The organism is Candidatus Binataceae bacterium, assembly GCA_036495685.1.
GTDB lineage: Bacteria > Desulfobacterota > Binatia > Binatales > Binataceae > JAFAHS01.
In genome coordinates this window covers 1-22,340 of sequence record DASXMJ010000082.1, presented here as the reverse complement: position 1 = coordinate 22,340, position 22,340 = coordinate 1, and the positions used below count along the sequence as shown (strand labels likewise).

22 protein-coding genes are annotated in these 22,340 nt (G+C 60.0%); 13 read left to right on the top strand and 9 right to left on the bottom strand.

Translation table 11 applies throughout. The features are described 5' to 3' along the window. From VGI36_09010 to sthA, 3 genes are all read left to right on the top strand, one after another. Positions 1-521, top strand: a 521-nt coding sequence (locus VGI36_09010) for a hypothetical protein (GenBank protein ID HEY2485277.1), incomplete at its 5' end; no start/stop codon positions are given. A gap of 13 nt (positions 522-534) precedes the next feature. Then, positions 535-882 carry an EthD domain-containing protein gene (locus VGI36_09005; protein ID HEY2485276.1) on the top strand — a complete coding sequence of 116 codons (348 nt, stop codon included), beginning with the start codon at positions 535-537 and terminating at the stop codon, positions 880-882. A 222-nt stretch (positions 883-1,104) separates the two neighbouring features. After that, on the top strand, positions 1,105-2,580 hold the full coding sequence (sthA, locus tag VGI36_09000) for a Si-specific NAD(P)(+) transhydrogenase (protein ID HEY2485275.1): 1,476 nt from the start codon (positions 1,105-1,107) through the stop codon (positions 2,578-2,580). A 76-nt stretch (positions 2,581-2,656) separates the two neighbouring features. Here the strand turns inward: sthA and VGI36_08995 are convergent, their stop codons facing one another. From VGI36_08995 to VGI36_08985, 3 genes are all read right to left on the bottom strand, one after another. After that, complete coding sequence (locus VGI36_08995; GenBank protein HEY2485274.1) at positions 2,657-3,367, bottom strand: 2OG-Fe(II) oxygenase; 711 nt, start codon at positions 3,365-3,367, stop codon at positions 2,657-2,659. An 88-nt stretch (positions 3,368-3,455) separates the two neighbouring features. Continuing rightward, positions 3,456-4,343: an alpha/beta hydrolase gene (locus VGI36_08990; GenBank protein ID HEY2485273.1), complete on the bottom strand. Its 888-nt coding sequence runs from the start codon at positions 4,341-4,343 to the stop codon at positions 3,456-3,458. 28 nt (positions 4,344-4,371) lie between these two features. Then, positions 4,372-5,163 (bottom strand): glucose 1-dehydrogenase, encoded by a 792-nt coding sequence (locus VGI36_08985; GenBank protein ID HEY2485272.1) that lies wholly within the window; start codon positions 5,161-5,163, stop codon positions 4,372-4,374. A 118-nt stretch (positions 5,164-5,281) separates the two neighbouring features. On the opposite strand from VGI36_08985, the gene VGI36_08980 reads away from it, so the two are divergent. The 4 genes from VGI36_08980 (at position 5,282) to VGI36_08965 (ending at position 10,081) form a co-directional block, all read left to right on the top strand. Next, on the top strand, positions 5,282-5,707 hold the full coding sequence (locus tag VGI36_08980; protein HEY2485271.1) for a DUF2784 domain-containing protein: 426 nt from the start codon (positions 5,282-5,284) through the stop codon (positions 5,705-5,707). A 50-nt stretch (positions 5,708-5,757) separates the two neighbouring features. Next, the gene (locus tag VGI36_08975; GenBank protein ID HEY2485270.1) at positions 5,758-6,918 is read left to right on the top strand and encodes an LLM class flavin-dependent oxidoreductase; all 1,161 of its coding nucleotides are present in this window, start codon (positions 5,758-5,760) and stop codon (positions 6,916-6,918) included. 265 nt (positions 6,919-7,183) lie between these two features. Further along, positions 7,184-9,232 (top strand): cation:proton antiporter, encoded by a 2,049-nt coding sequence (locus VGI36_08970; GenBank protein HEY2485269.1) that lies wholly within the window; start codon positions 7,184-7,186, stop codon positions 9,230-9,232. 87 nt (positions 9,233-9,319) lie between these two features. Continuing rightward, on the top strand, positions 9,320-10,081 hold the full coding sequence (locus tag VGI36_08965; GenBank protein HEY2485268.1) for a 3-hydroxyacyl-CoA dehydrogenase: 762 nt from the start codon (positions 9,320-9,322) through the stop codon (positions 10,079-10,081). A 65-nt stretch (positions 10,082-10,146) separates the two neighbouring features. Here the strand turns inward: VGI36_08965 and VGI36_08960 are convergent, their stop codons facing one another. The 4 genes from VGI36_08960 to polA are packed head-to-tail and all read right to left on the bottom strand — an operon-like array spanning position 10,147 to position 14,474. Continuing rightward, the gene (locus tag VGI36_08960; protein HEY2485267.1) at positions 10,147-10,662 is read right to left on the bottom strand and encodes a hypothetical protein; all 516 of its coding nucleotides are present in this window, start codon (positions 10,660-10,662) and stop codon (positions 10,147-10,149) included. Between the two features lie 7 nt (positions 10,663-10,669). Beyond that, a complete protein-coding gene (locus VGI36_08955; protein ID HEY2485266.1) occupies positions 10,670-11,257 on the bottom strand; it encodes a hypothetical protein in 588 nt (195 codons plus the stop codon). Next, a complete protein-coding gene (locus VGI36_08950; GenBank protein HEY2485265.1) occupies positions 11,258-11,899 on the bottom strand; it encodes a sigma-70 family RNA polymerase sigma factor in 642 nt (213 codons plus the stop codon). Continuing rightward, a complete protein-coding gene (gene polA / locus VGI36_08945; GenBank protein ID HEY2485264.1) occupies positions 11,889-14,474 on the bottom strand; it encodes a DNA polymerase I in 2,586 nt (861 codons plus the stop codon). The genes VGI36_08950 and polA overlap by 11 nt, the downstream gene beginning before the upstream one ends. Positions 14,475-14,597: 123 nt before the next feature. On the opposite strand from polA, the gene VGI36_08940 reads away from it, so the two are divergent. The 6 genes from VGI36_08940 to VGI36_08915 all read left to right on the top strand — a co-directional run bounded on the left by VGI36_08940 (position 14,598) and on the right by VGI36_08915 (position 21,678). Further along, complete coding sequence (locus VGI36_08940; protein ID HEY2485263.1) at positions 14,598-14,990, top strand: MAPEG family protein; 393 nt, start codon at positions 14,598-14,600, stop codon at positions 14,988-14,990. A 458-nt stretch (positions 14,991-15,448) separates the two neighbouring features. Beyond that, complete coding sequence (locus tag VGI36_08935) at positions 15,449-16,213, top strand: ATP-binding cassette domain-containing protein (GenBank protein ID HEY2485262.1); 765 nt, start codon at positions 15,449-15,451, stop codon at positions 16,211-16,213. An 18-nt stretch (positions 16,214-16,231) separates the two neighbouring features. Next, complete coding sequence (locus VGI36_08930; GenBank protein ID HEY2485261.1) at positions 16,232-17,008, top strand: ABC transporter permease subunit; 777 nt, start codon at positions 16,232-16,234, stop codon at positions 17,006-17,008. A gap of 8 nt (positions 17,009-17,016) precedes the next feature. Further along, positions 17,017-18,585 (top strand): GldG family protein, encoded by a 1,569-nt coding sequence (locus tag VGI36_08925; protein HEY2485260.1) that lies wholly within the window; start codon positions 17,017-17,019, stop codon positions 18,583-18,585. A gap of 18 nt (positions 18,586-18,603) precedes the next feature. Next, positions 18,604-20,025 carry a DUF4340 domain-containing protein gene (locus VGI36_08920; protein ID HEY2485259.1) on the top strand — a complete coding sequence of 474 codons (1,422 nt, stop codon included), beginning with the start codon at positions 18,604-18,606 and terminating at the stop codon, positions 20,023-20,025. Positions 20,026-20,262: 237 nt separating this feature from the next. Then, a complete protein-coding gene (locus tag VGI36_08915; GenBank protein ID HEY2485258.1) occupies positions 20,263-21,678 on the top strand; it encodes an amidohydrolase family protein in 1,416 nt (471 codons plus the stop codon). 49 nt (positions 21,679-21,727) lie between these two features. On the opposite strand, the gene VGI36_08910 is transcribed toward VGI36_08915, so the two are convergent. Beyond that, a complete protein-coding gene (locus VGI36_08910; protein ID HEY2485257.1) occupies positions 21,728-21,898 on the bottom strand; it encodes a hypothetical protein in 171 nt (56 codons plus the stop codon). 58 nt (positions 21,899-21,956) lie between these two features. After that, entirely contained in the window at positions 21,957-22,265 is a 309-nt protein-coding gene (locus VGI36_08905) for a hypothetical protein (GenBank protein ID HEY2485256.1), read from the bottom strand. Between the last annotated feature and the right edge of the window lie 75 nt (positions 22,266-22,340).

Sequence of the window (22,340 nt, the reverse complement as noted above, 5' to 3'; positions counted from 1 at the left end):
CCCTCCTTGGCACACTCTACCGAGGGACTCCCATTTCAGGTGGACCAGTTTTTGGGGAGCAGGCCAATCAGGGGACCAAGCTCATCCATTGTGACTTCATCGCGTTCGGCGAACCGCTCAACGCCCTCGGCCGGCACCACGACTTGCTCCTGGCGAACGTATTCGCCCAGACCGAGGCGCTGGCCTTCGGCAAGACGCCCGAGCAGGTCAAGGCCGAGGGCACTCCGGATCGGCTCGTGCCCCACCGGGTCTTCGAGGGCAACCGCCCGTCGAACACCATCCTTGCCGACCGACTCACGCCGGAGGCGCTCGGGAAGCTTGTCGCCCTCTACGAGCATAGCGTCTTCACGCAGGGCACCATCTGGAACATCGACTCGTTCGATCAATGGGGCGTCGAGTTGGGTAAAGTGCTGGCAAAACGGATCATTCCGGAACTGGAGAGCCAGAGCGAACCCGACCTAAGGCACGACAGCTCGACCAACGCGCTGATCAAACGCTATCGCCGCCTGCGCGGCCATTAGCGGAGCCAAGGGGATGGTCAAACTGATGGGCATGCTCAGGCGTAAGCCGGGCATGAGCGCGCAAGAGTTTCATTCCTATTGGCGCAACGTCCACGCACCTCTTGTGATGGGCGTCCATGGATTCGCCCGCCACGTGCGCAAATACGTCCAATCGCACGCCATCGATGCGCAGCTGGTTCCCGGCGTGGACGGCGGGCCCGCATTCGATGGCATAGCGGAACTGTGGTTCGACAGCTTGGACGACCTGCACCGGGCGATCAGCGATCCCTGCTACCTGAGTGAAATTCATCCCGACGAACTGAAATTTCTGGACTTTCCGAACTGCGTAATTCTGCTAGTCGAGGAAGTATCGATGAGCTGAGGTTATTTCCGCCTTGAGGCTGTCTTTGTGGCGAAGACGTCAGCGCTCGCGTTTCGATGAGCGGTATCGGATGGGTCTCCGAAATCTAGTTTTTGCGAAATCCGCGGCTGAAACAGAGGTCAATCGACTAACCGGTAGCACAAGACACCGAGCGGGGCTTCGGCCATCCATCCTTTCCTAATTTGGTGTCTGGTTTGCTAAGTCTTCTGTGCTGCGACGGTCATGGCGTCGCAACAATTGATTGATAACCTGTGCCTCGGTAGCCTCGTCACGGGGACGCGGCGACACTTCGCCATGGTGCAATACGACTACGACCTAGCCGTGATAGGCTCCGGTCCCGCCGGTCATCACGCCGCAATTCAGGGCGCCAAGCTCCGCAAGCGGGTGCTCGTGGTTGAACGCAAGCCCATCGTAGGCGGCGTCTGCGTCAACCTCGGCACCGTCCCTAGCAAGACCATCCGCGAAGCCATCTTGTATTTGTCCGGCTATCGGGAGCGTGCGGTTTACGGCGAATCCTACCGGGTCAAGGAACAAATCACCTTTCAGGATCTGCTGTTCAGGGTTGAGCCGGTGGTACACGCAGAAATCGACGTGATGCGCGACCAGCTGCTGCGCAACCATGTCGCGGTGGTGAACGCCGTGGCAAGCTTTGCAGACCCGCACACCCTGCGCCTGCAACGCGCCGATGGCTCTCAGGCAAACGTCACCGCCGATAAAGTCGTGATCGCGGTCGGGACCGAGTCGATCCGCGACCCGCGGATGCCAATTGATGGGCGCGATGTTTTCTGTAGCGACGACATTTTGCAGCTCGACGAACTCCCGCGCACGCTGGCGGTTATCGGCGCCGGTGTCATCGGGTGCGAGTATGCCAGCATGTTCGCGGCGCTCGGAGTGCGGGTCACGCTGGTGGACATGCGGCCCCGGCTGCTCGGCTTCGTCGATGCCGAGATTGTTGAGACGCTCGCGTATCATTTGCGTGAGCGCAGGATGACCTTGCGGCTGGGCGAGGAAGTGTCTTCAGTGGAGCCCTTCGAAGAGGCGGGCATCCGGCGCGTGCGCACCTGTCTCGCGAGCGGAAAGCAACTCATCACCGACAAGGTTCTGACCAGCACCGGCCGCAACAGCGCGACCAAAGACCTCAATCTCGCCTCGGCCGGTATTTCGGCTGACTCCCGAGGACGCATCAAGACCCGCGCTTACTACCAAACCGAAGTTGATCACATCTATGCCGCCGGCGACGTCATCGGGTTCCCCAGCCTGGCCTCTACCTCCAAGGAGCAGGGCCGTATTGCCGCGTGCAACGCATTCGGCGTTCCCGCTACCTACTCACCCGAGCTGTTTCCGTACGGCATCTACACGATTCCGGAAATCTCCTTCGTGGGTCGCACCGAAGAGGAACTGACAGAAAACGGCATCCCCTACGAGATCGGCAAGGCGCATTACCGAGAAGTCGTACGTGGCAAGATCATCGGCGATCAGATTGGAGTCCTCAAACTCATCTTCCATCGCGAGACCCACGAATTGCTTGGCGTGCACATCATCGGCGACGGCGCAACCGAGTTGGTCCATATCGGACAGGCGGTACTTTCGTTGAAGGGCACCCTCGACTACTTCATCAACACCGTTTTCAACTACCCGACCCTCGCCGAGTGCTACAAGAACGCAGCCCTCGACGGCATCAATCGTATCAACGACTAGCCGACCAGGTTCTTGGTTAGAAACGTCCGCGGACTTGAGCCTGCGGTCTCAAGATGGCGCGGAGCGCCGGTTCCTTTCACTTGGCATCGTGAAAAATGATCCCTAGCGCGTACCGCTCCCCCCTCCGTACGGTACTCACCCCATGCCGCACGCTGACTCGGTAATGCCCGCGCGCTCCCGCAACCGGACGATAGCGATTGGGAAAGATCAGCGCAGCTCCGCGATCCAACACGATCGCCTCCCCGCGCGATTGGGCACGGGGGCGCTGCTCGACGAGCAGCGATTCCCCGCCTTCATAATCGCTGCCTCGTTGACTCAGCAGGCAAGTGAATTGAAGCGGAAACGCCAACTCACCATAGAGGTCCTGGTGAAGGCAGTTGTAGCCGCCCGCCTGGTAGCGAAGCAGTAAGGGTGTCGGCCGGCTTTGCCCGGCCGCGTGGCAGGCCTTCAGATACTCTCCGACCGATCTTGGGAATTCATGCCCGCCCCCAAGCAGTTTCGACCACCGGTTCGCAATCGGCGCAAGCCGCCGATAAAGCGCCGTTCTCAGTTCCGCCACCAGCGCGGGCAGAGGCTGCGTAAAATATTTATATTCTCCGACCCCATATCCGAGCCGGGCCATCACGATGCGGCTGCGAAAACGGTCGCGATCGTCGTAGAGCGCTATCAGGCTTGCGCACTGGTCGGCATGCAGCAGTGGTCCGGTCTGCGCAAAGCCGCGCTCGTTCAGATCGCTTTCGATCTGATCCCAATCGAGCGCGGCGATACGATCGCCGGCGGAGGCCATCAGCTTCGCGCGCTAGGGGAGGGAAGGGGTTTCAAGCGTCCACTTCACCGTCCGCCTGGCGAGGGCTTATTCGGCTGGCGATTGCCGGTCACGTATGCTTCTGAACAAACGCGCCGATGCGTTCGATCGCCTGCTTGCCTTCGTCGAGCATGGGCGCGAAGAGTTGCCACACGTGGATCATGTTTTCCCACGGCTCGTAGGTCACATTGACGCCCGCCTTCTTGGCGCGCTCGGCGAGCCTCGATGCATCGTCGAGTAGAGTCTCGGCGGTGCCAACCTGAATGAGCAGCGCCGGCAGACCTGACAGGTCTGCATAGAGCGGTGCCGCAAGCGGAGTGCGCGGATGTTTGCCGCCGAGATAAGCTTTGGCCATGTTCAGAAGGCCTTCCTTCTGCACGAGCGGGTCGGCAGCGGACTTCGAGGTCATCGAATCGCCTATCGCCTCCATGTCGACCCACGGCGACATCGGCGCCCCTGCTGCTGGCATCGGCAAGTTCGCATCTCGAATCGCGACCAGCGTCGCAACCGTCAGTCCTCCACCGGCAGAATCACCGGATACCGCGATCCGTGAGGCCTGCAAGCCCTGCTGCAACATCCATCGATATGCGGCCACCGCATCCTCGACCGCGGCCGGATGCGGATGTTCCGGGGCAAGGCGATAGTCAATCACCAGCACGCGTGCTTTCGCGGCGCGCGAGAGCCTGCCCGCCAGCGCTCGATGCGTGTTGATTGATCCGATTACATAGCCGCCGCCGTGGAGATACAGGATCGCGCGGCCGCCGTCTGCGCCGGGCGCGGCGATCCATTCGGACTTGACGCCACCGGCACTAACCGGCTCTGACTTCACGTCGGCCTCGACCGGGAACATGCTGGCCATCTGCTCGAAGCCCGCGCGGGTCTCCTCAATCGACGCGCCGGGATTCATCGGCTGCGCCTTCAACATTTGAACGAGCGCTTGAAGTTGTTGTTGAGACATGGATTGCGACCTCCTGGTTAGAGAGCGATTACCATTCGGGACCTTGGCCCGAGAGGCTCGGCATTCCGGAATGCGCCCACAGCCCGCCGTCAGCCACGTAGAAGGATCCCGTTACGAAGGATGCCTCATCGGATGCCAGGAACAGGACGACGTTGGCGATCTCCTGCGGCTCGCCGAGCCGCCCCATAGGAATTGCTTCCCGAATGCGCCCAATCACGTCGGGGCGCGAGTCCTCCATGCGCAGCAGCGGCGGGGTGCCGATCGGGCCGGGGCATACCGCGTTGCAACGAATCCCCTTGCGCGCGTACTCGATGGCGGTCGATTTGGTCAGGCCGACTACCCCGTGCTTGACCGCGTTGTAGGCCCCCAGCGTGTAATCGCCGGCCAGTCCCGACACCGATGCGGTGTTAACGATCGCGCCGCGCTTGCGCGGCAACATCACCTCGATCGCGCACTTGGTCGCGTACCAGTATGCGGTAAGGCCGACATCGACCGTTTTCTGCCATCCTTCGATGCTTATCTCACCGACGTGTCCGACGGTCGTGAAGATTGCGTTGTTGTGCAGGATGTCGAGACGCCCGAAGGAATCGACGGTGAACTGCACCATCTTTTCGATTTCAGCATGCACGCCCACGTCGGCATGATGAAATTCCGCCGTGCCGCCGGCTCTGCGAATCTCGCCCGCGACGCGCCGCCCGCCATCATCGTTGAGATCGGCGATAACTACGCGCGCGCCTTCACGAGCGAAGGTCTTGGCGGTTGCCTCCCCGATGCCGGAGCCCGCGCCGGTGATGAGCGCTACCTTATCAGTTAGCCGCATCCAGCGTTCTGCCTCCGCTGCCAGATTCCGCGAAACGAACGGGTACTATAACTCCCTCCCGTTCCAGCCTGCAAAGACCTTGCTCCGGCGGTCCGGAAGGGAGCCATGATCGCTAACCATGCGCTGGCGCTTGTTGGCGGATGCGGTCGTTCTCTCTCACGCGGCGTATGTCGCCTTTGTAGTATTCGGCTTCATCGCGATTCTGGCCGGCGCCGTTCTCGAGGCTAAATGGGTCCGGAATTTCTGGTTTCGCATCCTTCATCTGGCTGCGATCAGTCTGGTTCTGGCGGAAGCCTTACTTGGAATGATCTGTCCGCTCACGTGGCTGGAAAATACTCTACGCGTACGCGCCGGCCAGGCTGGTTATCCGGCTGACTTCATCGGGTACTGGGTGCATCGCCTCATTTTCTTCGCTTGGCCGCCATGGGTCTTCGTCGCTCTCTACGCCGGGTTCACCATCGTGGTAGCGGCAGCGTTCTGGCTCATACCACCCCAGACTCCGCGCCGGCAGCGGAAGCGATGTGGCTTGCCGTGTCGACGATGATGGTTCTACAGTCGCCGACATGCACGGGTGGCACACTTGTTGAGGGAAGCATGAAAGTATCACTCTTTTATTTGCCCACGGTTGGAGACAAGACGCAGATCGAAAAAGGCAAGGTCGGGCTCGACGGCGCTGCCTATGACCGAATGCTTCGGGAGATCTCTGCGCAGGCGCGGCTGGCTGACGACCTCGGTTATGACTCGATAAGCTTCACCGAGCATCACTTCCATGTCGAGGGTTTCGAGCTTTCCAACAATCCGGTTCTGCTCGACCTCTACATCGCGATGCAGACCAAACGCCTGCGCGTCGGCCAATTGGGAATCGTGCTGCCGTCGCAAAATCCGATTCGGGTGGCCGAGGATATCGCGATGCTCGATCACATGTCGGGCGGGCGGGCCAACGCCGGCTTCGCGCGCGGATATCAACGGCGCTGGGTCGACGTCATGGCACAGCAGACTCACGGGATTCACGGCGCATTGCCACATCAGCACGATGAGATCGATGCGGCCAACCGGGCTGCCTTCGAGGAATGCTTCCGCATCATCAAAAAAGCCTGGACCGATGATTTCCTGACGTACAATGGCAAGTACTGGCGCGTGCCCGCCGGCGATACACCCTGGACTCTCGAGGCCACCAAAAAATGGGGCGGCGGCGTCGAGAACGGTGTAGTTCGTTCGGTCGCGGTGGTACCCAAACCCGTGCAAAAGCCACACCCGCCGTTGTTCCAGCCTTTCGCGTCTTCCGAGCGCAGCATTCGATGGTGCGCGCAGGAAGGGGTCACCGCGATTCTTCCCCCACTGCATCCCAACTATGAGACCCAGCTGTGCAGGCTCTACGCAGACGTGTCGCACAATCCGATAGGCGAGGGGATGGGGGTACTCAGGGATGTGATCATCGCGGATAGCGACGACGAGGCGCTCGCGATCTGGCACGAGAGCGGCTACTTCTGCGGGCATGAATGGTTCGAGCCCTTTGGCTTTTCCGCGGGAATGGAAGATCCCAAAACCAAGGAGCGCGCCGATCTGTGGAAGGACGGCCTTGCGTTTGTGGGCACTGTCGACACCGTTACCCGCCAGATCGAGTCCTTTATGAAGCGGCTGCCCGTCCGATGGATTTTCGCATGGATGTACAACGGGCTTCTGCCCCACGAGCGCCTGATGAAAACCATCGAGCTGTTCTGGAGCAAAGTCCTCCCCCGTGTCGCTAACTCGTAACCAGCGAAGGATCTGCACTCCGCTTGGTCCCAAACCGACGATTCGAGGTTGAGCCGCATCCGGAAATAAAGCCAGAACACGCTGAAAGTCCCGTTCGGAGCGAGGAGGAGCCCGGCGCACCGATGATGAGGTTCGACGATTTGCAAATAAAATCCTTGCTGAGCTGCAACCCGGAACGACAAGCTCGTCCGGCCGCTGACTGCCGCCTCGCATTATCCCTGTTGTCCAAGCAAACTTAGTCCGACCCTCGTTTGGGCGACCTCGGATGCTCTTCCAACTCGTCACTCATACCTTCCTTGAAGACCTTGGCATGGTTCTCTGCGTCGCAGCGGTTACCACTGTCCTCTTTGATGTGATCAAACAGCCGATTGTGGTCGGTTACCTGATCGCCGGACTGATAGTGGGTCCCCATGTTCCCATTCCACTGTTGGCCGACCCCAACCGAATCCACATCATGTCCGAACTTGGCGTCATCCTCTTGATGTTCGCGCTTGGCCTCGAATTCAGTATCCGCAAGCTGATACGGCTCGGCCCCACTGCCGGATTTGTCACGGCACTCCAGGTGGGTCTGATGGTCTGGACCGGGTATGTGATCGGGCATGCGATGGGATGGACCGAGCTGGAAAGCATCTTCATCGGCGCGGCCCTGTCCATCTCGAGCACCACCATCGTTGCGAAGGCGTTCGGCGAGCAGGCAAACATCAGCCAACACCTGCGTGACCTGGTTTTCGGGGTTTTGCTCGCCGAGGATCTGACTGCCGTAATGTTGCTGGCGGTATTGACTGGGTTGGCTTCTGGAGCCGGTCTCAGCGCCCAGATGATGTTAGTGACCGTGGGTAAGTTGGGCCTGTTCCTGGTTGCACTAGTAGGCGGAGGGTTGCTGATCGTTCCGCGGGCCATCCGTCAGGTGGTTCGCTTGCACCGGCCGGAAACCACTCTGATCGCCAGCATCGGAATCTGCTTTGCTCTGTCGATCCTTGCCGAGCACGCCGGATACTCGGTAGCGCTGGGTGCCTTCCTGGCAGGTTCGATGGTGGCCGAGTCAGGCGAAGCGCAGAGTATCGAGCATCTGATGACGCCGCTGCGCGATATTTTCGGCGCGGTATTTTTTATCTCAGTCGGGATGATGCTCGATCCGGTGCTGCTCGCCCAGCATTGGATTGCACTCACGGTGCTGGTGCTGGCGGTAATCCTCGGAAAGCTGCTTGGAGTGACCATGGCTTCGCTCCTTTCCGGGGTCGGGATTCACACTTCCGTGCAGGCCGGCATGAGCCTGACGCAAATCGGTGAGTTCTCGTTCATCATCGCGGGGCTTGGCGTCTCGACCCATGCAACTCGGGACTTTCTCTACACGCTGGCAGTTGCCGTCTCGGCCATCACGACCTTTACCACTCCCTTCATGATCAGGGCTTCGGTTCCGGTCGCCCGCTTCGTCGCGGGCCATGTGCCGTCCCGCTTGGGAGCGACGCAGGGTATGTACGATTCGCTGATGGAGCGGATTCGGCGGGTAGCCGTCCCGTTCGGTGCCGTGATGTGGCCGATAGTGATGCTCGGTGGGGGTGCCCTCGTGATCGGGGCAATCATGATCGCGAACGACGTCGACTATCTCGGGCTCACGCAGCGAGTCGTCGTCCTTACCCACCTCGATTTCAGTCAAAGCGTGATCGTGGTCGATCTTTTTGTTCTGCTGATGTGCGCCCCCTTTGCGGCCACCATGTACCTCGGCGCGCGCCGCCTAGCCCGCATCCTGGTTCTGAAGACGCTCTCCGAGGAACATAGCCGCGACCTCACCACTGGAGCACTGACCGGGCCCGCGCTGGCTCTGATTTCGATGCTAACCACAACCCTGCTGCTGGTTGTGGTTGTGCCCTTGCTCGCCGTGCTTCAGCCATTTCTGGATCCGCTGGAGGGTATCGGGGTCGTTATCATCGGTGTCATCCTGATGGGCATCGTGATCGTCAGGAGTATGCAGAGGATGCACGGGCAGATGGGCGTGCTGAAACGTATCCTTGCCGAATCGCTCACCGCTGACCGCGCCATCACCCATCGACAGGGAGAAATTCCTGGGTTCGGCATGATAACGCCGGTACGTCTGGAAGCAGGAGCATCCGCGATCGGCAAAACTCTAGCTTCGATTGACCTGCGCGCCGCCACCGGCGCCGCCGCTATCGCCATCTCGCGCGACCACGAGGTGCTCGTACCGGACGGTGGCGAAGTACTAAAGGAAGGCGACGTGGTTGGCCTCACCGGAACGGCCCAGAGCATCGAAGCCGCCCGCCGCCTGCTAAGCGCGCGTATGCCCGTTCCAGTCTGATGGCTACTCCAGCTTGTGGGCGTTTCTTGCATCGGGCCCAGCTCGGACATAGCTTTTTCCATTCAGGAATAACTCGACGAGGCTTCTATGGATCTCAAAAATGCGGTTGCTCTGGTTACCGGTGGCGGTTCGGGACTCGGCGAAGCGACTGCTCGAGAGCTCGCGGCGTTCGGTGCAAAAATTGCCGTCCTCGATCTCGGCTCCTCTCCGGGTCAGAACGTCGCCGCTTCGCTCGACGGCATCTTCGTTGCCGCGGATGTGGTGTCCGACAAGGAAGTCGCCGCCGCGATCACTAAGACGGTAGCCAAGTTCGGCTCTGTTCACATCGCCGTCAACTGTGCTGGCATCGGCCGCGCCATGCGCACCATTACCAAAGAAGGACCGCACTCGCTGGAGCTTTTCAAAAAGGTTATCGAGGTCAACCTGAGCGGCACCTTCAACGTGATACGGCTGGGGGCGGCGCAGATGGCCAAGAATCAGCCCAATGCCGACGGTGAACGCGGCGTAATCATCAATACTGCGTCAATCGCGGCATTCGACGGGCAGATAGGGCAGGCGGCCTATTCTGCTTCCAAAGGCGGGGTGGTGGGCATGACCCTGCCCATCGCGCGTGACCTCTCGTCAGTCGGCATCCGCGTCTGCACTATCGCGCCGGGCACCTTCGACACTCCGATGCTTGCCGGTCTACCCGATCCCGCGCGCAAGGCACTGGGCGCACAGATTCCGTTTCCGCAGCGACTGGGACAGCCGCGCGAATATGCTTCGCTCGCGCGGCACATCGTAGAGAACGCAATGCTCAACGGAGAGACTATCCGCCTCGACGGCGCGCTGAGGATGGCGCCGAGATAGTCAGACAACCGGGCCTCAGGTCGCGGTTAAGATCTGCGCGAACCGGCGGAACTGAGCTGTTGGTCTTATTTCACCGGGGCCGCGGTGGTCGCCGCAGCGGGAGAGGATAGATCGGGCGCCATGTTCGCACCGATCGTTATGATCAGGGCTCCCTGCTCGTAGTGCGGTCCACCCACGATTAGATTGCCGTTGTTGGGCAACTTGAGATCGGTGGTCAGCATCGGCTTTTCGCCTTGGAACAGTAGCACCTCCATGGCGATCATGTTTCGATCCACCGACTGCGGCTCGATGTGGAGAATCCGCCCGCCAGGCATGGTGAATTCGATCACCTTGCCCATCTCGGTACTACCGTTCTGCTCGCTGACCAGCTCATAGGTGGTGTAGTTGAACATCTTGCGCAGCTGCGGACCCATCGTGCCGAGCTGCGGATCGACACCCTGATTTGTATCGGCAGCGAGGACTGAAAAGACGCGCAGGGTGATGATCTGTGGGTGAGATTGCTGGGCGGCGACGTTTCCGGCACCCAAGACTGCAAAAACCGCGGCGATCAGCAGGACGAGCATTCGGGAGTGATTCGGCATCGTCGATCTACTGCTGATCCGGTAGCCAGATGACCGTCGTACTCATTCGCGGCTCGTTCCACACCGCGACCGAAGGAATATCCGACTCAAGCTTCGAAATAACTGCCTCGGGTTCCTCTTCCACCTCGCCGAATTGACGTCCGATTTCATGGTGCGCCGGTTCAACTCCCGGCCGGACGGCGAGCTCGGGCTCGGACTTGGCGATTTCGTGGATCGGCGCCCCCCGACGCATCGCGACTTGCGCGTAAGGTGTCACCAATACCACGGTAATCGCCGCCGCGACCGCGCCGGCCACCGCCATTCCGAGGCCTGAAGGGAACAGCCCGCCAATGCTATCGAACAGGCGTCGCAATCGGACGCTGAGCGGTACCGGCAGACCGTCGATGCGCCGCATCACCGCGTCCTTGAAGCCGTCCAGCGGCAAATCGACTGCCAGCGTCCTCAGCTCGCGTCCAATCGCGCCGTATTCGGCAAGCTCGTTGCGGCACTGTTCGCAACGCGCAAGATGAAATGCGACTTCCTGGTACTCGTGAGGTTCAAGCTCGCGGTCCTCGAACGGACCCAGCATCAGAGAAACATGCGCGGTATCGGCCATTCATCCGCCTCCGTCCTTCGTGAGATCCTTGAGCATTCCACGCATGCGGCTACGCGCGTAGTGAAGCCGGCTCATGACCGTGCCCCGCGGGCATTGCAGCACGTCGCTGATCTCGTCGTAGGACAGCCCTTCCACTTCGCGTAAAAGTATCACTGCGCGATGTTCTGGCGTCAACTCCTCCAACGCCCTCGAGAGGCGTCCGGAGAGTTCTTTTCGGCTTGCGGCCTTGAAGGAATCACCCTTTTCGGTCGGCAGCCGCTGTAGTTCATTTTCCGCGTCTTCGCCACGCAGCAGCACGTGACGTCCTTCACGTCGCCAAAAGTCGATTGCCAGGTTCGCTGCGATTCGATAGAGCCAAGTCGAGAAGCTGGAGCGCGATTCGAATTTTTGCAGATTCTCGTACGCTCGTACGAAGGTTTCTTGCGCAAGTTCGATAGCATCGTCCTGATTGTGTACGACCGCGAAGGCAACGTTAGCAACTCGGCGTTGGTATCGCTCAACCAACACCCCGAAGGCCTCTGAGTTACCTTTCTTGGCCTGTTGGATGAGCTCGGCTTCGTCGCCGACCTGGCGGCCTGGGGTTCTCAATTTGATTAGACGGGGCCGGGTCTGGAGAAATTCAGGCCCAACTTCACGCACCACCGCGCATTTCTGCCCAATTGCTGCCCCATTTCAATTCGACTTTCAGCGGTACGCGCATAGTCGCTACCCCCTCCATTTCCTGTTTTGCGACCTCGGCCGCCTCTGGCAGGGCTTCCTTTTTTACCTCGATTAGCAGCTCGTCATGGACCTGCATGACCATCGCCGCGTCGATCTTGCGCTGCTGAATCTGTCTATGCAGTCCTATCATCGCCACCTTTATTAGGTCGGCCGCGCTGCCCTGAATGGGAGTATTGATGGCGATCCGCTCGGCCTGTGCCCGCGCCCCACCCACAGGAGCATTCAACTCCGGGAGGTAGCGCCTGCGCCCAAACATCGTCGTGACGTAGCCATCCTTGCGAGCACGGTCCAGGGTTTCCTTGAACCACGCGCTTACCCCCGCCAATCGTTCGAAGTACCGCTTGATATAGTCCGAGGCCTCGGCGAGCGAAATGCCCAATTCACCCGCAAGCCGGGTAGCTCCCATCCCGTAAATGATCCCGAAATTAATGACCTTTGCGAGCCGGCGCGCCTCGGCGTCCACCTTACCCGCAGGGACTCCCAGCACTTCCATCGCGGTCCGCGTATGGATGTCTTCGCCTCGCTGAAAAGCCTCGACCAGGGTGGGATCGCCCGACAGATGAGCCAGGACCCGCAAATCGATCTGCGAATAGTCGGCCGACAGCAGCACGTGATCGGTCTGTGCCACGAACGCCCGCCGGATGCGGCGGCCCGCCTCGCTGCGGGTTGGAATATTCTGAAGGTTTGGATCGCTTGAGCTCAGCCGGCCGGTCGCCGCGATCGCCTGATGAAGGGTCGTATGGATCCTGCCAGTCGCCGGATCGATCAATTGACCGAGCGCATCCGCGTAGGTCGACTTCAGCTTGGCCAGGGCCCGGAATTCCAGCAACATGCGTGGCAGCGGATGGGCGCTCGCCAATTTTTCGAGCGTATCCGCATCGGTCGAGTGTCCGCTCTTGCTTTTCTTGATTCCCTTAACCGGCAGTTTCAATTCGGTGAACAGAATCTCGCGCAGCTGGATGGGCGAGTTGAGATTAAACTTGCGGCCCGCCGCCTGGTAACATTCCATCTCGAGCCGCGCCAGTTCCTTGCCGAATTCGTCGGCGATGCCCTTGAGCGCCGACGCGTCTATGCCAACTCCGCCCACCTCCATCTCCGCCAGGATCACTGCGATCGGCAGCTCGATTTCCTTGAACAGTTTCTCCAGCCCCTGGGCGGCAAGCTTGGGCGCGAGCGCATCGCACAGCGACGCGACGATCTCGGCCTGCGGCAGTGATTCGCTGGGACGACCCAGCGGTGCCAGATGTTCGTGATACAGGTCGTCCAGCGATGGTTCCGGGCGCCCCGAGTTGATCAAGAAGCCCGCCAGCATGGTGTCGAAATCCGCCCCTTGGAGTTTTATTCCCAGCGCACCGAGGAGACGCAAATGGGCCTTAAGGTCGTGGCACGCTTTCGGCGGCCTATCCTGTGTAAGCAGCGGGGCGGCTGCCGGGATAAGCTCCCTGCTCAAAACATGGGTTTTTCCAGCTCCGTGAAGTTGGAGGCCGCTGGCAGCACCTCCGTTGTTTAGCAGCGCCAACGAAACGCGCGGAGCGTTTCTCAATTCGTCCAGAATTTTGCCAGCCTCGGCCGCGCGCAACGGCGTTTCGCTGCGCGCAGTCATGGGCAATTCGACTTGGCTGGGACGGATCTCCTGCAGCATCGAGGTGAATTCCAGCTCGCGGACGAGTTCCGTGGCAGCTTGCTCGTCGATACCTCCCCATTTGCAACTTTCGGGCGTCACGTCGAGAGGCATGTCGGTATGTATTTGGACCAGTTGGCGAGCGAGTTCGACATCCGCGCGATGCTCTTTGAGTAATGCCGCGACTTTCGCACCGCCTCGAATTCCGCACGCGGGGACTTCCTCCAGGTGTGCGTAGAGATTGTCCAAATCGCCGAACTTCTGGATGAGCGTGGATGCGGTCTTCTCCCCGACACCGGGAATCCCCTTCACGTTGTCGATCGGGTCGCCAGTGAGAGCCTGGATGTCGATCAGCGCGCGCGGCTCCACCCCAAAGCGGTCCTTGACCTCACGCACCCCGGTGCGCTTGTCGCCCATCGTGTCCCACAAGGTGATCCGCGGTGACACGATCTGCTTGAAGTCCTTGTCGGAAGTAACGATGACGGCGTCGATACCCTGCTTGGCCGCGCGCGTGGCCAGCGTGCCGATCACATCGTCGGCTTCGTAGCCGTCGCGCATGATGGTCTTGATGCGGAAGGCGTCGACCGCGCGATGGATGTAAGGGATCTGCTTGAGCAGATCGCTCGGCGTTGCGACGCGGTTTTTCTTGTAGTCCCCGAACAGATCGTCGCGAAAGGTCTTTTTAGGACTGTCGAATACGACTGCGATATGCGTGGGGCGCGTGTCCTTGAGCAGCTTCATCAACATCCGGATAAAGCCGTAGATCGCATTAACCGGCAGACCGCGGGAATTGTTGAGCTCCGGCAGTGCGTGGAAAGCGCGGAAGACGTAACCGGAGCCGTCAACCAGAACCAGGTTACGCCGCACCTCCGCCATAGCCTGAACCTACCGGATGCAGCCAGCCAAGGAAAACGCGGGTTCGCGCTAAGCTCCTCGCCGTGTTCACTTATCCTCGCCCAAAGCATACAAGCTTCGGCAAACAGACACCGGAGGTGAGCGATGCACGTCGCAATCGTATGTACGGCCCTGCTTGGGCTGCTCCTGTTCGCGCTCGGAGTGGCGGTCTCGACGACGCGGGGAAGAACCGGCGTCGTCGCCGGATCGTCGAACGATCCGGCCGACTCGCTCTACCGGCTAATCAGGGCGCACGGCAATACCGCCGAGTACGCTCCGATGCTGGCGGTTCTGTTTCTGCTGGTCGGCGCCCGCAATCCCGCGACTTGGCTTTTGTGGACCATGATCGTCGCGGTCGTATCGCGCTATCTCATCGCGATCGGAATGATTGCCGGGCCGACCCTGGCCAAACCGCAACCGCTGCGGTTCGTTGGCGCGCTTGGCACTTACCTCACCGGCATACTGCTATGCTTCGGGGCGTTCATGACGCGGGCATGAACGACGTCTGGTCTTGGTGGTCACCGGCGGGCGCGTGGCCCGGTCAGTCGCATGGGGGCTCATTGCAGAGTTCTCAGCACCCGGGCAAGTGACTGGGAGCCAATGCTCACGGACGGGAGGGTTTTGCTTGGTCGGCCGGTCCCGCGAGACCACTCCCAATCGAGTGAAGACCCGGCGCACCGGTTTTAGCGCACGCTCTTAACCACCTCGAAACGCGTGCTACCTAGAGTTAGAGACCACCAGGCGAGTCGTCTGCAGCTGCGGCTGAGGTCTGGTTTCCGATTGAAAAAATAAAAAAAAGGACACTCGGCGTTCCGTGTTCGTATTGACTCTGCGTCCCATGGTTGTTTAACTTTTTGGCGGCTCGATGCGCGTCGAATTCATAGCCTCGAGCCTTCGTCATATTGGCTGGGAGACAAGTCAACCGCTGATAGCGGCGGCTGGGGCGCGGGCGACTGATGATAGAGGTCAAAAATTTAACCAAAGTCTACGGCAATTTCGTCGCCATTCGCGATGTCTCCTTCAAAGCCGAACGGGGTTCGATCCTGGGTTTCCTAGGCCCCAACGGCGCGGGCAAGACCACCACGATGCGCATCATCACCGGGTTTATGCCGGCGACGGCCGGAACCGTGGTGGTCGACGATCTCGATATCTTCACCCAGTCGCTCGAGGCGCGGCGTAGGATCGGTTATCTGCCGGAAAACCCTCCGCTCTACCTCGATATGCGCGTGGAACCCTACCTGCGCTTTGTCGCCAGGCTGCGGGGCGTACAGCGCGCGAAACTCGACGAGGCACTCGAACACTCACTCGAAGTCTGCGGTCTGGCCGACATGCGTTCGCGGATCTGCGGTCAGCTTTCCAAAGGCTATCGCCAGCGAGTCGGACTGGCACAGGCGCTGATTCATGACCCGCAGGTGCTGGTGCTCGACGAGCCAACCATCGGTCTCGACCCCCGCCAGATTCACGAAATCCGTGGACTCATCAAAACCTTGTCGGGCGATCGGACCGTGGTGCTGTCAACCCACATCCTGCCCGAGGTGTCGCAAATTTGTGACAAGGTCGTGATCATCGCCGATGGAACGGTCGTGCTCGAGGAAAAGCTTTCCGACATTCCGGCGGGAACCGCGCTCGAACAGGTCTTTCTCGAGGCGATCTCAAAAGATCGGCACACCGGGGCGGACGCCGAGGAAACGCTGGAGGAGGTTGGGGCGGGCCGCGCCTGAGGGTTCCGCGCTTGCGCGATGAAAAACGCGTTGACGATTGCGGGCAAGGAACTCGCCGCCTATTTCGTTCAGCCGGTCGCCTATGTCGTGCTGACCGTGTTTCTGCTGCTCGGCGGGTTCTTTTTCTTCGAGCTCCTCAGCTATTTCCAGATCGTGCTGCAGATGTACGCGGCGATGCAGAATCCCCAGGTGCTGGAGCACATGAACCTCAACCAGCGCGTCATCGAGCCGCTTCTGCACAATCTGTCAATCGTGCTGGTGATCCTGGTTCCCGCCATCACCATGCGCTCCTTCGCCGAGGAAAAACGCACCGGCACTTACGAATTTCTGCTGACGGCGCCGGTCCGCACCGGCGAAATCGTAGCGGGCAAATTTATCGCGGCGGCCGCGTTCATGTTGATCATGATCGGTTTGGCCGGCATCTTTCCCATCATCCTCGTCATCTTCGGAAACCCGGAAGTCGGTGTGATGATCGCGGGTTTTCTGGGGTTGGCGCTGCTGTCGCTGTGCTTCGTAGCGATCGGCCTCTTCACCAGCTCGATCACGCAGAACCAGATCATCGCAGCGATAACCTGCTTTGGCGCGCTGCTCATCCTGTTCGTGATTTCCTGGCCCGCGCAGACCGGCAGCTCCGGATGGGTTTCCGACCTGCTGCGCTATCTTTCGATCACGGATCATTTCTCGCAGATGGTTAGCGGTATCATCGACACCAGAGATCTCGTCTACTTCCTGAGCCTCATCCTGGTTGCGCTGTTTCTCACCCAGCGCTCGGTTGAGTCGGCTCGCTGGCGCTAGCGGGGGGCATGATGCGGCGATCGGCGGCGCTCTACGGAATCATCGGCCTCATACTGCTGATTTTCGGCATTATCGATCATCTGATCGCGCCGGGGTTTCGCTTCTTTGTGTGGGTAAACCTGGTGGCCGGCATTTTTGCGCTGGTGTTGTGGATAACTTCGAGCGGCGCAGCCATCGGGACGCTTATCGGACAACGTTCCACGCGCTATGGCGCAAACGCAATCATCTACTCGGTCGGGTTCATAGCCCTGATCATCGCCGCCAACTACCTCTCCAGCCTTCACCATCGTCGACTCGATCTGACCACCGAGAAAATTTACAGCCTCTCGAGCCAATCCGAACAGGTGGTCAAAAACCTCAAGCAGCCCATCAAACTGATCGGCTTTTTCCCGGGTGGAGAAAATCAGACCGCGCGCGACCTGTATGCAACCTACGCCTACATGTCGCCCAAGGTCAGCTACCAGCTGGTTGACCCCGACAAGCATCCCGAACTCGCCGAGCGTTACAAGGTTACGGTAATGAACACCACTCACATCCAAGTGGGCGGTGCCGAGTCGGGCGAAGGTACCAACGTGACCGACCTTGGCGAGGAAGCCCTCACCAACGCGATTATCCGTGCGACCCGGAATACCAAGAAGGTAATTCAGTTTCTCGACGGCCACGGCGAGGCGGACCCCGACGATGCCCAGAACCCTGGTGGGTTCGGCGAGCTCAGGAAAGATCTCGAGGGCGAGGGCTACGAGGTACGCAAGCTCGAACTTGCGCAGCTTGCAAAGGTTCCCGACGACACCACCATGGTGGTGATTGCCGGTCCCGTGAAGCCGATCCTGCCGCACGAGATCGAGCAGCTGCAGGGCTATCTGAAGCGCGAAGGACGCATTCTGGCGATGTTTCGTCCCCAGCGCGCAGACCAGTCGGTAAACCAAAAGGCGCTCGAGGACCTGGTTTCGCAGTGGGGCGTGCGGGTCGGCAATGATATTATTGTCGATCAGGTGGTGCGGCTGTTCGCGGGCCCGGCGCTGGGACTTAACCCCATCGTGCAGGACTACGGCGAACATCCGATTACGCACAACTTCAAGCAACGCACGGTTTTCCCGCTGACGCGCTCGCTGACCGTCGAGGAGAACCTGAAAAATGGCTTGACTGTCACCCCGCTCGCCAAGACCAGCGATACTTCGTGGGCTGAGACCGATCTCGACACACTGTTCAAGCAGCAGAAAGCGCAGCTCGATGCCAAGGACACCCGCGGACCGATAAACGTCGCGGTCGCGATCAACGGAGATCTCACCCAGCTTGAATTGGGTACGGGTGATGCGCGGCTGGTCGTGTTCGGCTCCACCGACTTCGTGAACAACCAATACATCAGTAACTTCTTCAACCGCGATCTCTTCGTCAACAGCGCGGATTGGCTGGCGGGTGAGGAAAACTCCATCTCCATTCGTCCGCGCTCGCTGCGCGCCTCACGCTTCCGGCTGACCGTCGATCAGTTCAGCGTGGTGTTCGCGCTTTCCGTGCTGCTGTTGCCGCAACTGCTCCTGATCGCCGGAATCGCGGTCTGGTGGGAACGCCGCAACTAAGCTCCACCTGCATCGGCGATGCGCTTTCGGAACACGATTATCGTACTGGTTCTCGCAGTGCTGGTTGGCGCCTATGCCTACTACAGCGCCTACTACAACAAAGAAGCGCCCGCCCAGAAGCTTCTGAACGTCGAACCGGGGGACATCGCGAGCATCGACCTGAAATATCCCGACCGTGAGATCATGGTCGAGCGCCCCAAGGGTGGTGATTGGCGGATAGTCAAGCCGATTGGCACCGATGCCGACCAGACCGCATCAAACAACCTCGCGCGCGCGATCGCGGATGCGGTGGTTACCAAGACCGTCGATGACAAGCCCATCGATCTGGAACCGTTCGGACTGGCCAAGCCGGCGACGGTCGTTACGGTCACCGCCTATAACGGGCAGAAGCTACCCGGCATCGAGGTGGGCAAGACCACCCCGGTGGGGTTCAACGCATACGTCAAAACGACCGACAAACCGGCGGTCATGCTGACCTCGTCGGCTTTCCCCGCCGGGATGAACAAGACGGTCGATCAGATGCGCTCGCGCGATTTGATGACGTTCAAGGTCGATGATATCTCGCGCTTCACTATCAGCAAGGACAACGGGCAGACCATCGAGGTGACGCGCGACGGCGATAAGTGGCATATCACCAAGCCCGGTAACTATCTTGCCGATCCCACCCAGGTTCGCCAATTGCTGAGCACCCTGGTCGATGCCAAGGTTGCGGATTTCATTGCCGATGCTCCGGCCAGTGTTTCGCAGTACGGTCTCGAAAAGCCCCACCTGACGATCACTGTGTACGGAAAGGACAATGCCTCGGAGTCGCTGTTGCTCGGTTTCAAACAAACCGAGCAGGGCAAGGATGGTATCTACGTGCGGCGCGGGGAGCGCACTCCCGTCTACACCGTGCATCAGTGGGTCCTGAGCAATCTCGACCGCACGGTGTTCGACCTGCGCGACAAGACCGTGCTGAGCTTCGAGCCGTCTGCGGTGACCAGCGTCGATGCCCAAGTCGGCGCGGATCATTTTTTCCTCCAACGCGCGCCCGGCGGAACCTGGAAGGTTGTCGAAGGTACCGCCAGCGCGGCTGCCGATGTGCCGGTAGTTGAACGGTTTCTTGACGAACTACGCGAACTGAAAGGTGTCTCGATCGTCGCCGACCCGATGCCCTCGCCTGTGCCTTTCGGACTTGACCAACCTGCGATCGTCGTGACGCTTAGCGGCAAGGATGGAAAGCCGCTGGGCACGGTTAAGCTCTCCAAGATTGCCATCAAGCCAACCGCGTCAGAACCGGGCGCCGCCGCGGGACCGCGCACCGAATACTACGCAACCTCGACGATGGGCGGCGCGGTTTACTCGATTGGCGATTTCACTTTCAGCCAGCTCAACAAACCGGCAGCCGTTTTCCGCGCCAAGGTCGAACCAACTCCGATCGCCACCCCAGCCAAGAAGTAAAGCTTCGAGCGCTTCTTCTCCGCGGGCGGCTCACGCTCCTGGCCCGCGCCCCCTGCCCGTCACCTCAACGACAATTGCTTCGAATTCAATCTGCGGGGTTTCGAGCGCCTACCACTTCGTTCAGAATGAAACATGCTCAAATGCAGGCGGTCGTGGACATATTGACCGACACGGATTCTGCGCTGCTCGCCAGTCCATAACTCTCAAGACCTTGAAAATTCACAATGGAGGGTGACGATGGCTCGAACGTTGAAACGCGTGTTGGGTCTCCCGCTAATACTGGCAGCGGCCTCTGTGATCGCGCTCTGCCAGCTGAGCCTGGCACAAGGCGACGCGGATCTGGAAGCGCCAGGTCTGGAACCTTTCGCCACCCCGTCGAGCAATGAGGCGACCCTTTTTCAGAGGGTTCGCATCTTCGATGGAAGGAGACCCGCGCTCTCAGCGCCTTCAGATGTGCTGGTCAGAGGCGATACCGTTGAGCGCATATCCCCAAGCCCGATCACTGTCGATAAGAATGCCAATGTCCGGGTTATCGCAGCCGATGGGCGTGTACTGATGCCGGGCCTTATTGACGCGCATTGGCATGCGTTCATGGCGGCAACACCCCAGATGGTCCTGATGACCGCCGATCCGAATTACCTTCAGCTGCTGGCTGCGCGACAGGCTGAGGCGACGCTGATGCGGGGTTTTACGACAGTACGCGACCTCGGTGGACCGGTGTTTGGACTCAAGCGCGCCATCGACGAAGGTGTCACGATTGGTCCGCGCATCTATCCCTCGGGGGCTTTCATCTCCCAAACCTCAGGACATGGCGATTTCCGGTTCTCCTTCGAGCTGCCGCGGTTGCCAGGAGGTCCGCTCAGCTACTCAGAGGTGGAGGGCATAGCGGCCATTGCCGACAGCCCCGACGAGGTCAGGCTCAGGGCGAGAGAGCAGCTGAGACGGGGCGCGAGTCAAATCAAACTCATGGGCGGTGGCGGCGTCGCCTCTCCGTACAATCCGATCGAATCGACCCAGTACACCGAGCCGGAGATTCGTGCCGCGGTTGAGGCAGCCGACAATTGGGGCACGTATGTGGCGGTACACGCGTATACCCCGCGTGCGATCCGGCAGGCGGTTGCGGCCGGCGTCAAATGTATCGAACACGGTCAACTGATCGATGAAGCTACGGCGAAGGTGCTTGCGGACAAAGGCACATGGTGGAGCTTGCAGCCGTTTCTGGACGATGAGGATGCGGCTCCGCTAGTGAACCCCGTGTCCCAAAAGAAAGCGCTGGAGGTGTTCGCCGGAACGGATAACGCCTACAAACTCGCAAAGAAATACAAGATCAAGACGGCCTTCGGTACCGACATTCTGTTCGATGCAAGGCTCACCAGCCGCCAGGGGGCCATACTTGCCAAGATGGTCCGCTGGTACAGTCCCGCCGAAGCGCTCAAGATGGCTACCGCCGACAACGGCGAGTTGATGGCATTGTCCGGCTTTATCAATCCTTATCCCGGCAAACTTGGCGTGGTGGAAGAGGGCGCACTCGCCGATCTCCTGCTAGTCGACGGTAATCCCTTGGTAAATATCAAGCTCGTTGCAGACCCCGACAAGAACTTTTTGGTCATTATGAAGGGCGGCACGATTTACAAAAATATCGTGTCGAGGTAGTCGGACCGAGTTTCGGAGCAGAAGATATTTCTGCGCTTGGCAGAATGGGTCACAAGGTCTCTTCCTGGCCCATCGCGTCGATCCTGGGATCGATCAGGAAGGCCGCGATCGAGGAGTAACCGTACCACCCTGCGAAATTCGGAAGACAGCTGCTGCCTTTGAGGCGTAGCGAAAGATCACAGGGGATCCCGGAATGCGGCGGGAGCGCGTGGTCGGCCATAGCATCATAGTGTCACGGCGAAGCACTAGTGCAACACCTCTGAAGTTCTGATACAGAGTCAGCTTGCTGCGACTAAGTGCTGCATTACCGAGCACACAGCCTCAACTGTTCCCTCGAGTGTTCCGTAGAAAGGGGTTTTCTGCCAGCGGCCGGTGTGGCGTTTTACGCTGACGCCGTAGTGGTTGGTGCCCAGCCTGGTGAAGCGGACGCGATCGTCGGTGTCCGCGGTGGTATCGGCACCCGACCGTTCGTTCCGCCCAGCGATCAAATGATCGCCATGTACTCGAACGTACATCCCGGCGGTAACCTGGTCAGCCTGCAACAGCTTCACCAGCTTGGTCTGAGCCACCCGCATCTGCTCGTTCATAGCTCAGCTTACCAAGGGCAGGCCCCTGTAGCTCCAGCGAAACGGATGAGCTTCGCGACGGTTCCACCGCGCGAT

Coding starts and splice junctions, on each gene's coding strand:
- VGI36_09005 (HEY2485276.1), top strand. CDS start 535: ATGGTCAAACTGATGGGCATGCTCAGGCGTAAGCCGGGCATGAGCGCG.
- sthA (HEY2485275.1), top strand. CDS start 1,105: ATGGCGTCGCAACAATTGATTGATAACCTGTGCCTCGGTAGCCTCGTC.
- VGI36_08995 (HEY2485274.1), bottom strand. CDS start 3,367: ATGGCCTCCGCCGGCGATCGTATCGCCGCGCTCGATTGGGATCAGATC.
- VGI36_08990 (HEY2485273.1), bottom strand. CDS start 4,343: ATGTCTCAACAACAACTTCAAGCGCTCGTTCAAATGTTGAAGGCGCAG.
- VGI36_08985 (HEY2485272.1), bottom strand. CDS start 5,163: ATGCGGCTAACTGATAAGGTAGCGCTCATCACCGGCGCGGGCTCCGGC.
- VGI36_08980 (HEY2485271.1), top strand. CDS start 5,282: ATGCGCTGGCGCTTGTTGGCGGATGCGGTCGTTCTCTCTCACGCGGCG.
- VGI36_08975 (HEY2485270.1), top strand. CDS start 5,758: ATGAAAGTATCACTCTTTTATTTGCCCACGGTTGGAGACAAGACGCAG.
- VGI36_08970 (HEY2485269.1), top strand. CDS start 7,184: ATGCTCTTCCAACTCGTCACTCATACCTTCCTTGAAGACCTTGGCATG.
- VGI36_08965 (HEY2485268.1), top strand. CDS start 9,320: ATGGATCTCAAAAATGCGGTTGCTCTGGTTACCGGTGGCGGTTCGGGA.
- VGI36_08960 (HEY2485267.1), bottom strand. CDS start 10,662: ATGCCGAATCACTCCCGAATGCTCGTCCTGCTGATCGCCGCGGTTTTT.
- VGI36_08955 (HEY2485266.1), bottom strand. CDS start 11,257: ATGGCCGATACCGCGCATGTTTCTCTGATGCTGGGTCCGTTCGAGGAC.
- polA (HEY2485264.1), bottom strand. CDS start 14,474: ATGGCGGAGGTGCGGCGTAACCTGGTTCTGGTTGACGGCTCCGGTTAC.
- VGI36_08940 (HEY2485263.1), top strand. CDS start 14,598: ATGCACGTCGCAATCGTATGTACGGCCCTGCTTGGGCTGCTCCTGTTC.
- VGI36_08935 (HEY2485262.1), top strand. CDS start 15,449: ATGATAGAGGTCAAAAATTTAACCAAAGTCTACGGCAATTTCGTCGCC.
- VGI36_08930 (HEY2485261.1), top strand. CDS start 16,232: ATGAAAAACGCGTTGACGATTGCGGGCAAGGAACTCGCCGCCTATTTC.
- VGI36_08925 (HEY2485260.1), top strand. CDS start 17,017: ATGATGCGGCGATCGGCGGCGCTCTACGGAATCATCGGCCTCATACTG.
- VGI36_08920 (HEY2485259.1), top strand. CDS start 18,604: ATGCGCTTTCGGAACACGATTATCGTACTGGTTCTCGCAGTGCTGGTT.
- VGI36_08915 (HEY2485258.1), top strand. CDS start 20,263: ATGGCTCGAACGTTGAAACGCGTGTTGGGTCTCCCGCTAATACTGGCA.
- VGI36_08910 (HEY2485257.1), bottom strand. CDS start 21,898: ATGGCCGACCACGCGCTCCCGCCGCATTCCGGGATCCCCTGTGATCTT.
- VGI36_08905 (HEY2485256.1), bottom strand. CDS start 22,265: ATGAACGAGCAGATGCGGGTGGCTCAGACCAAGCTGGTGAAGCTGTTG.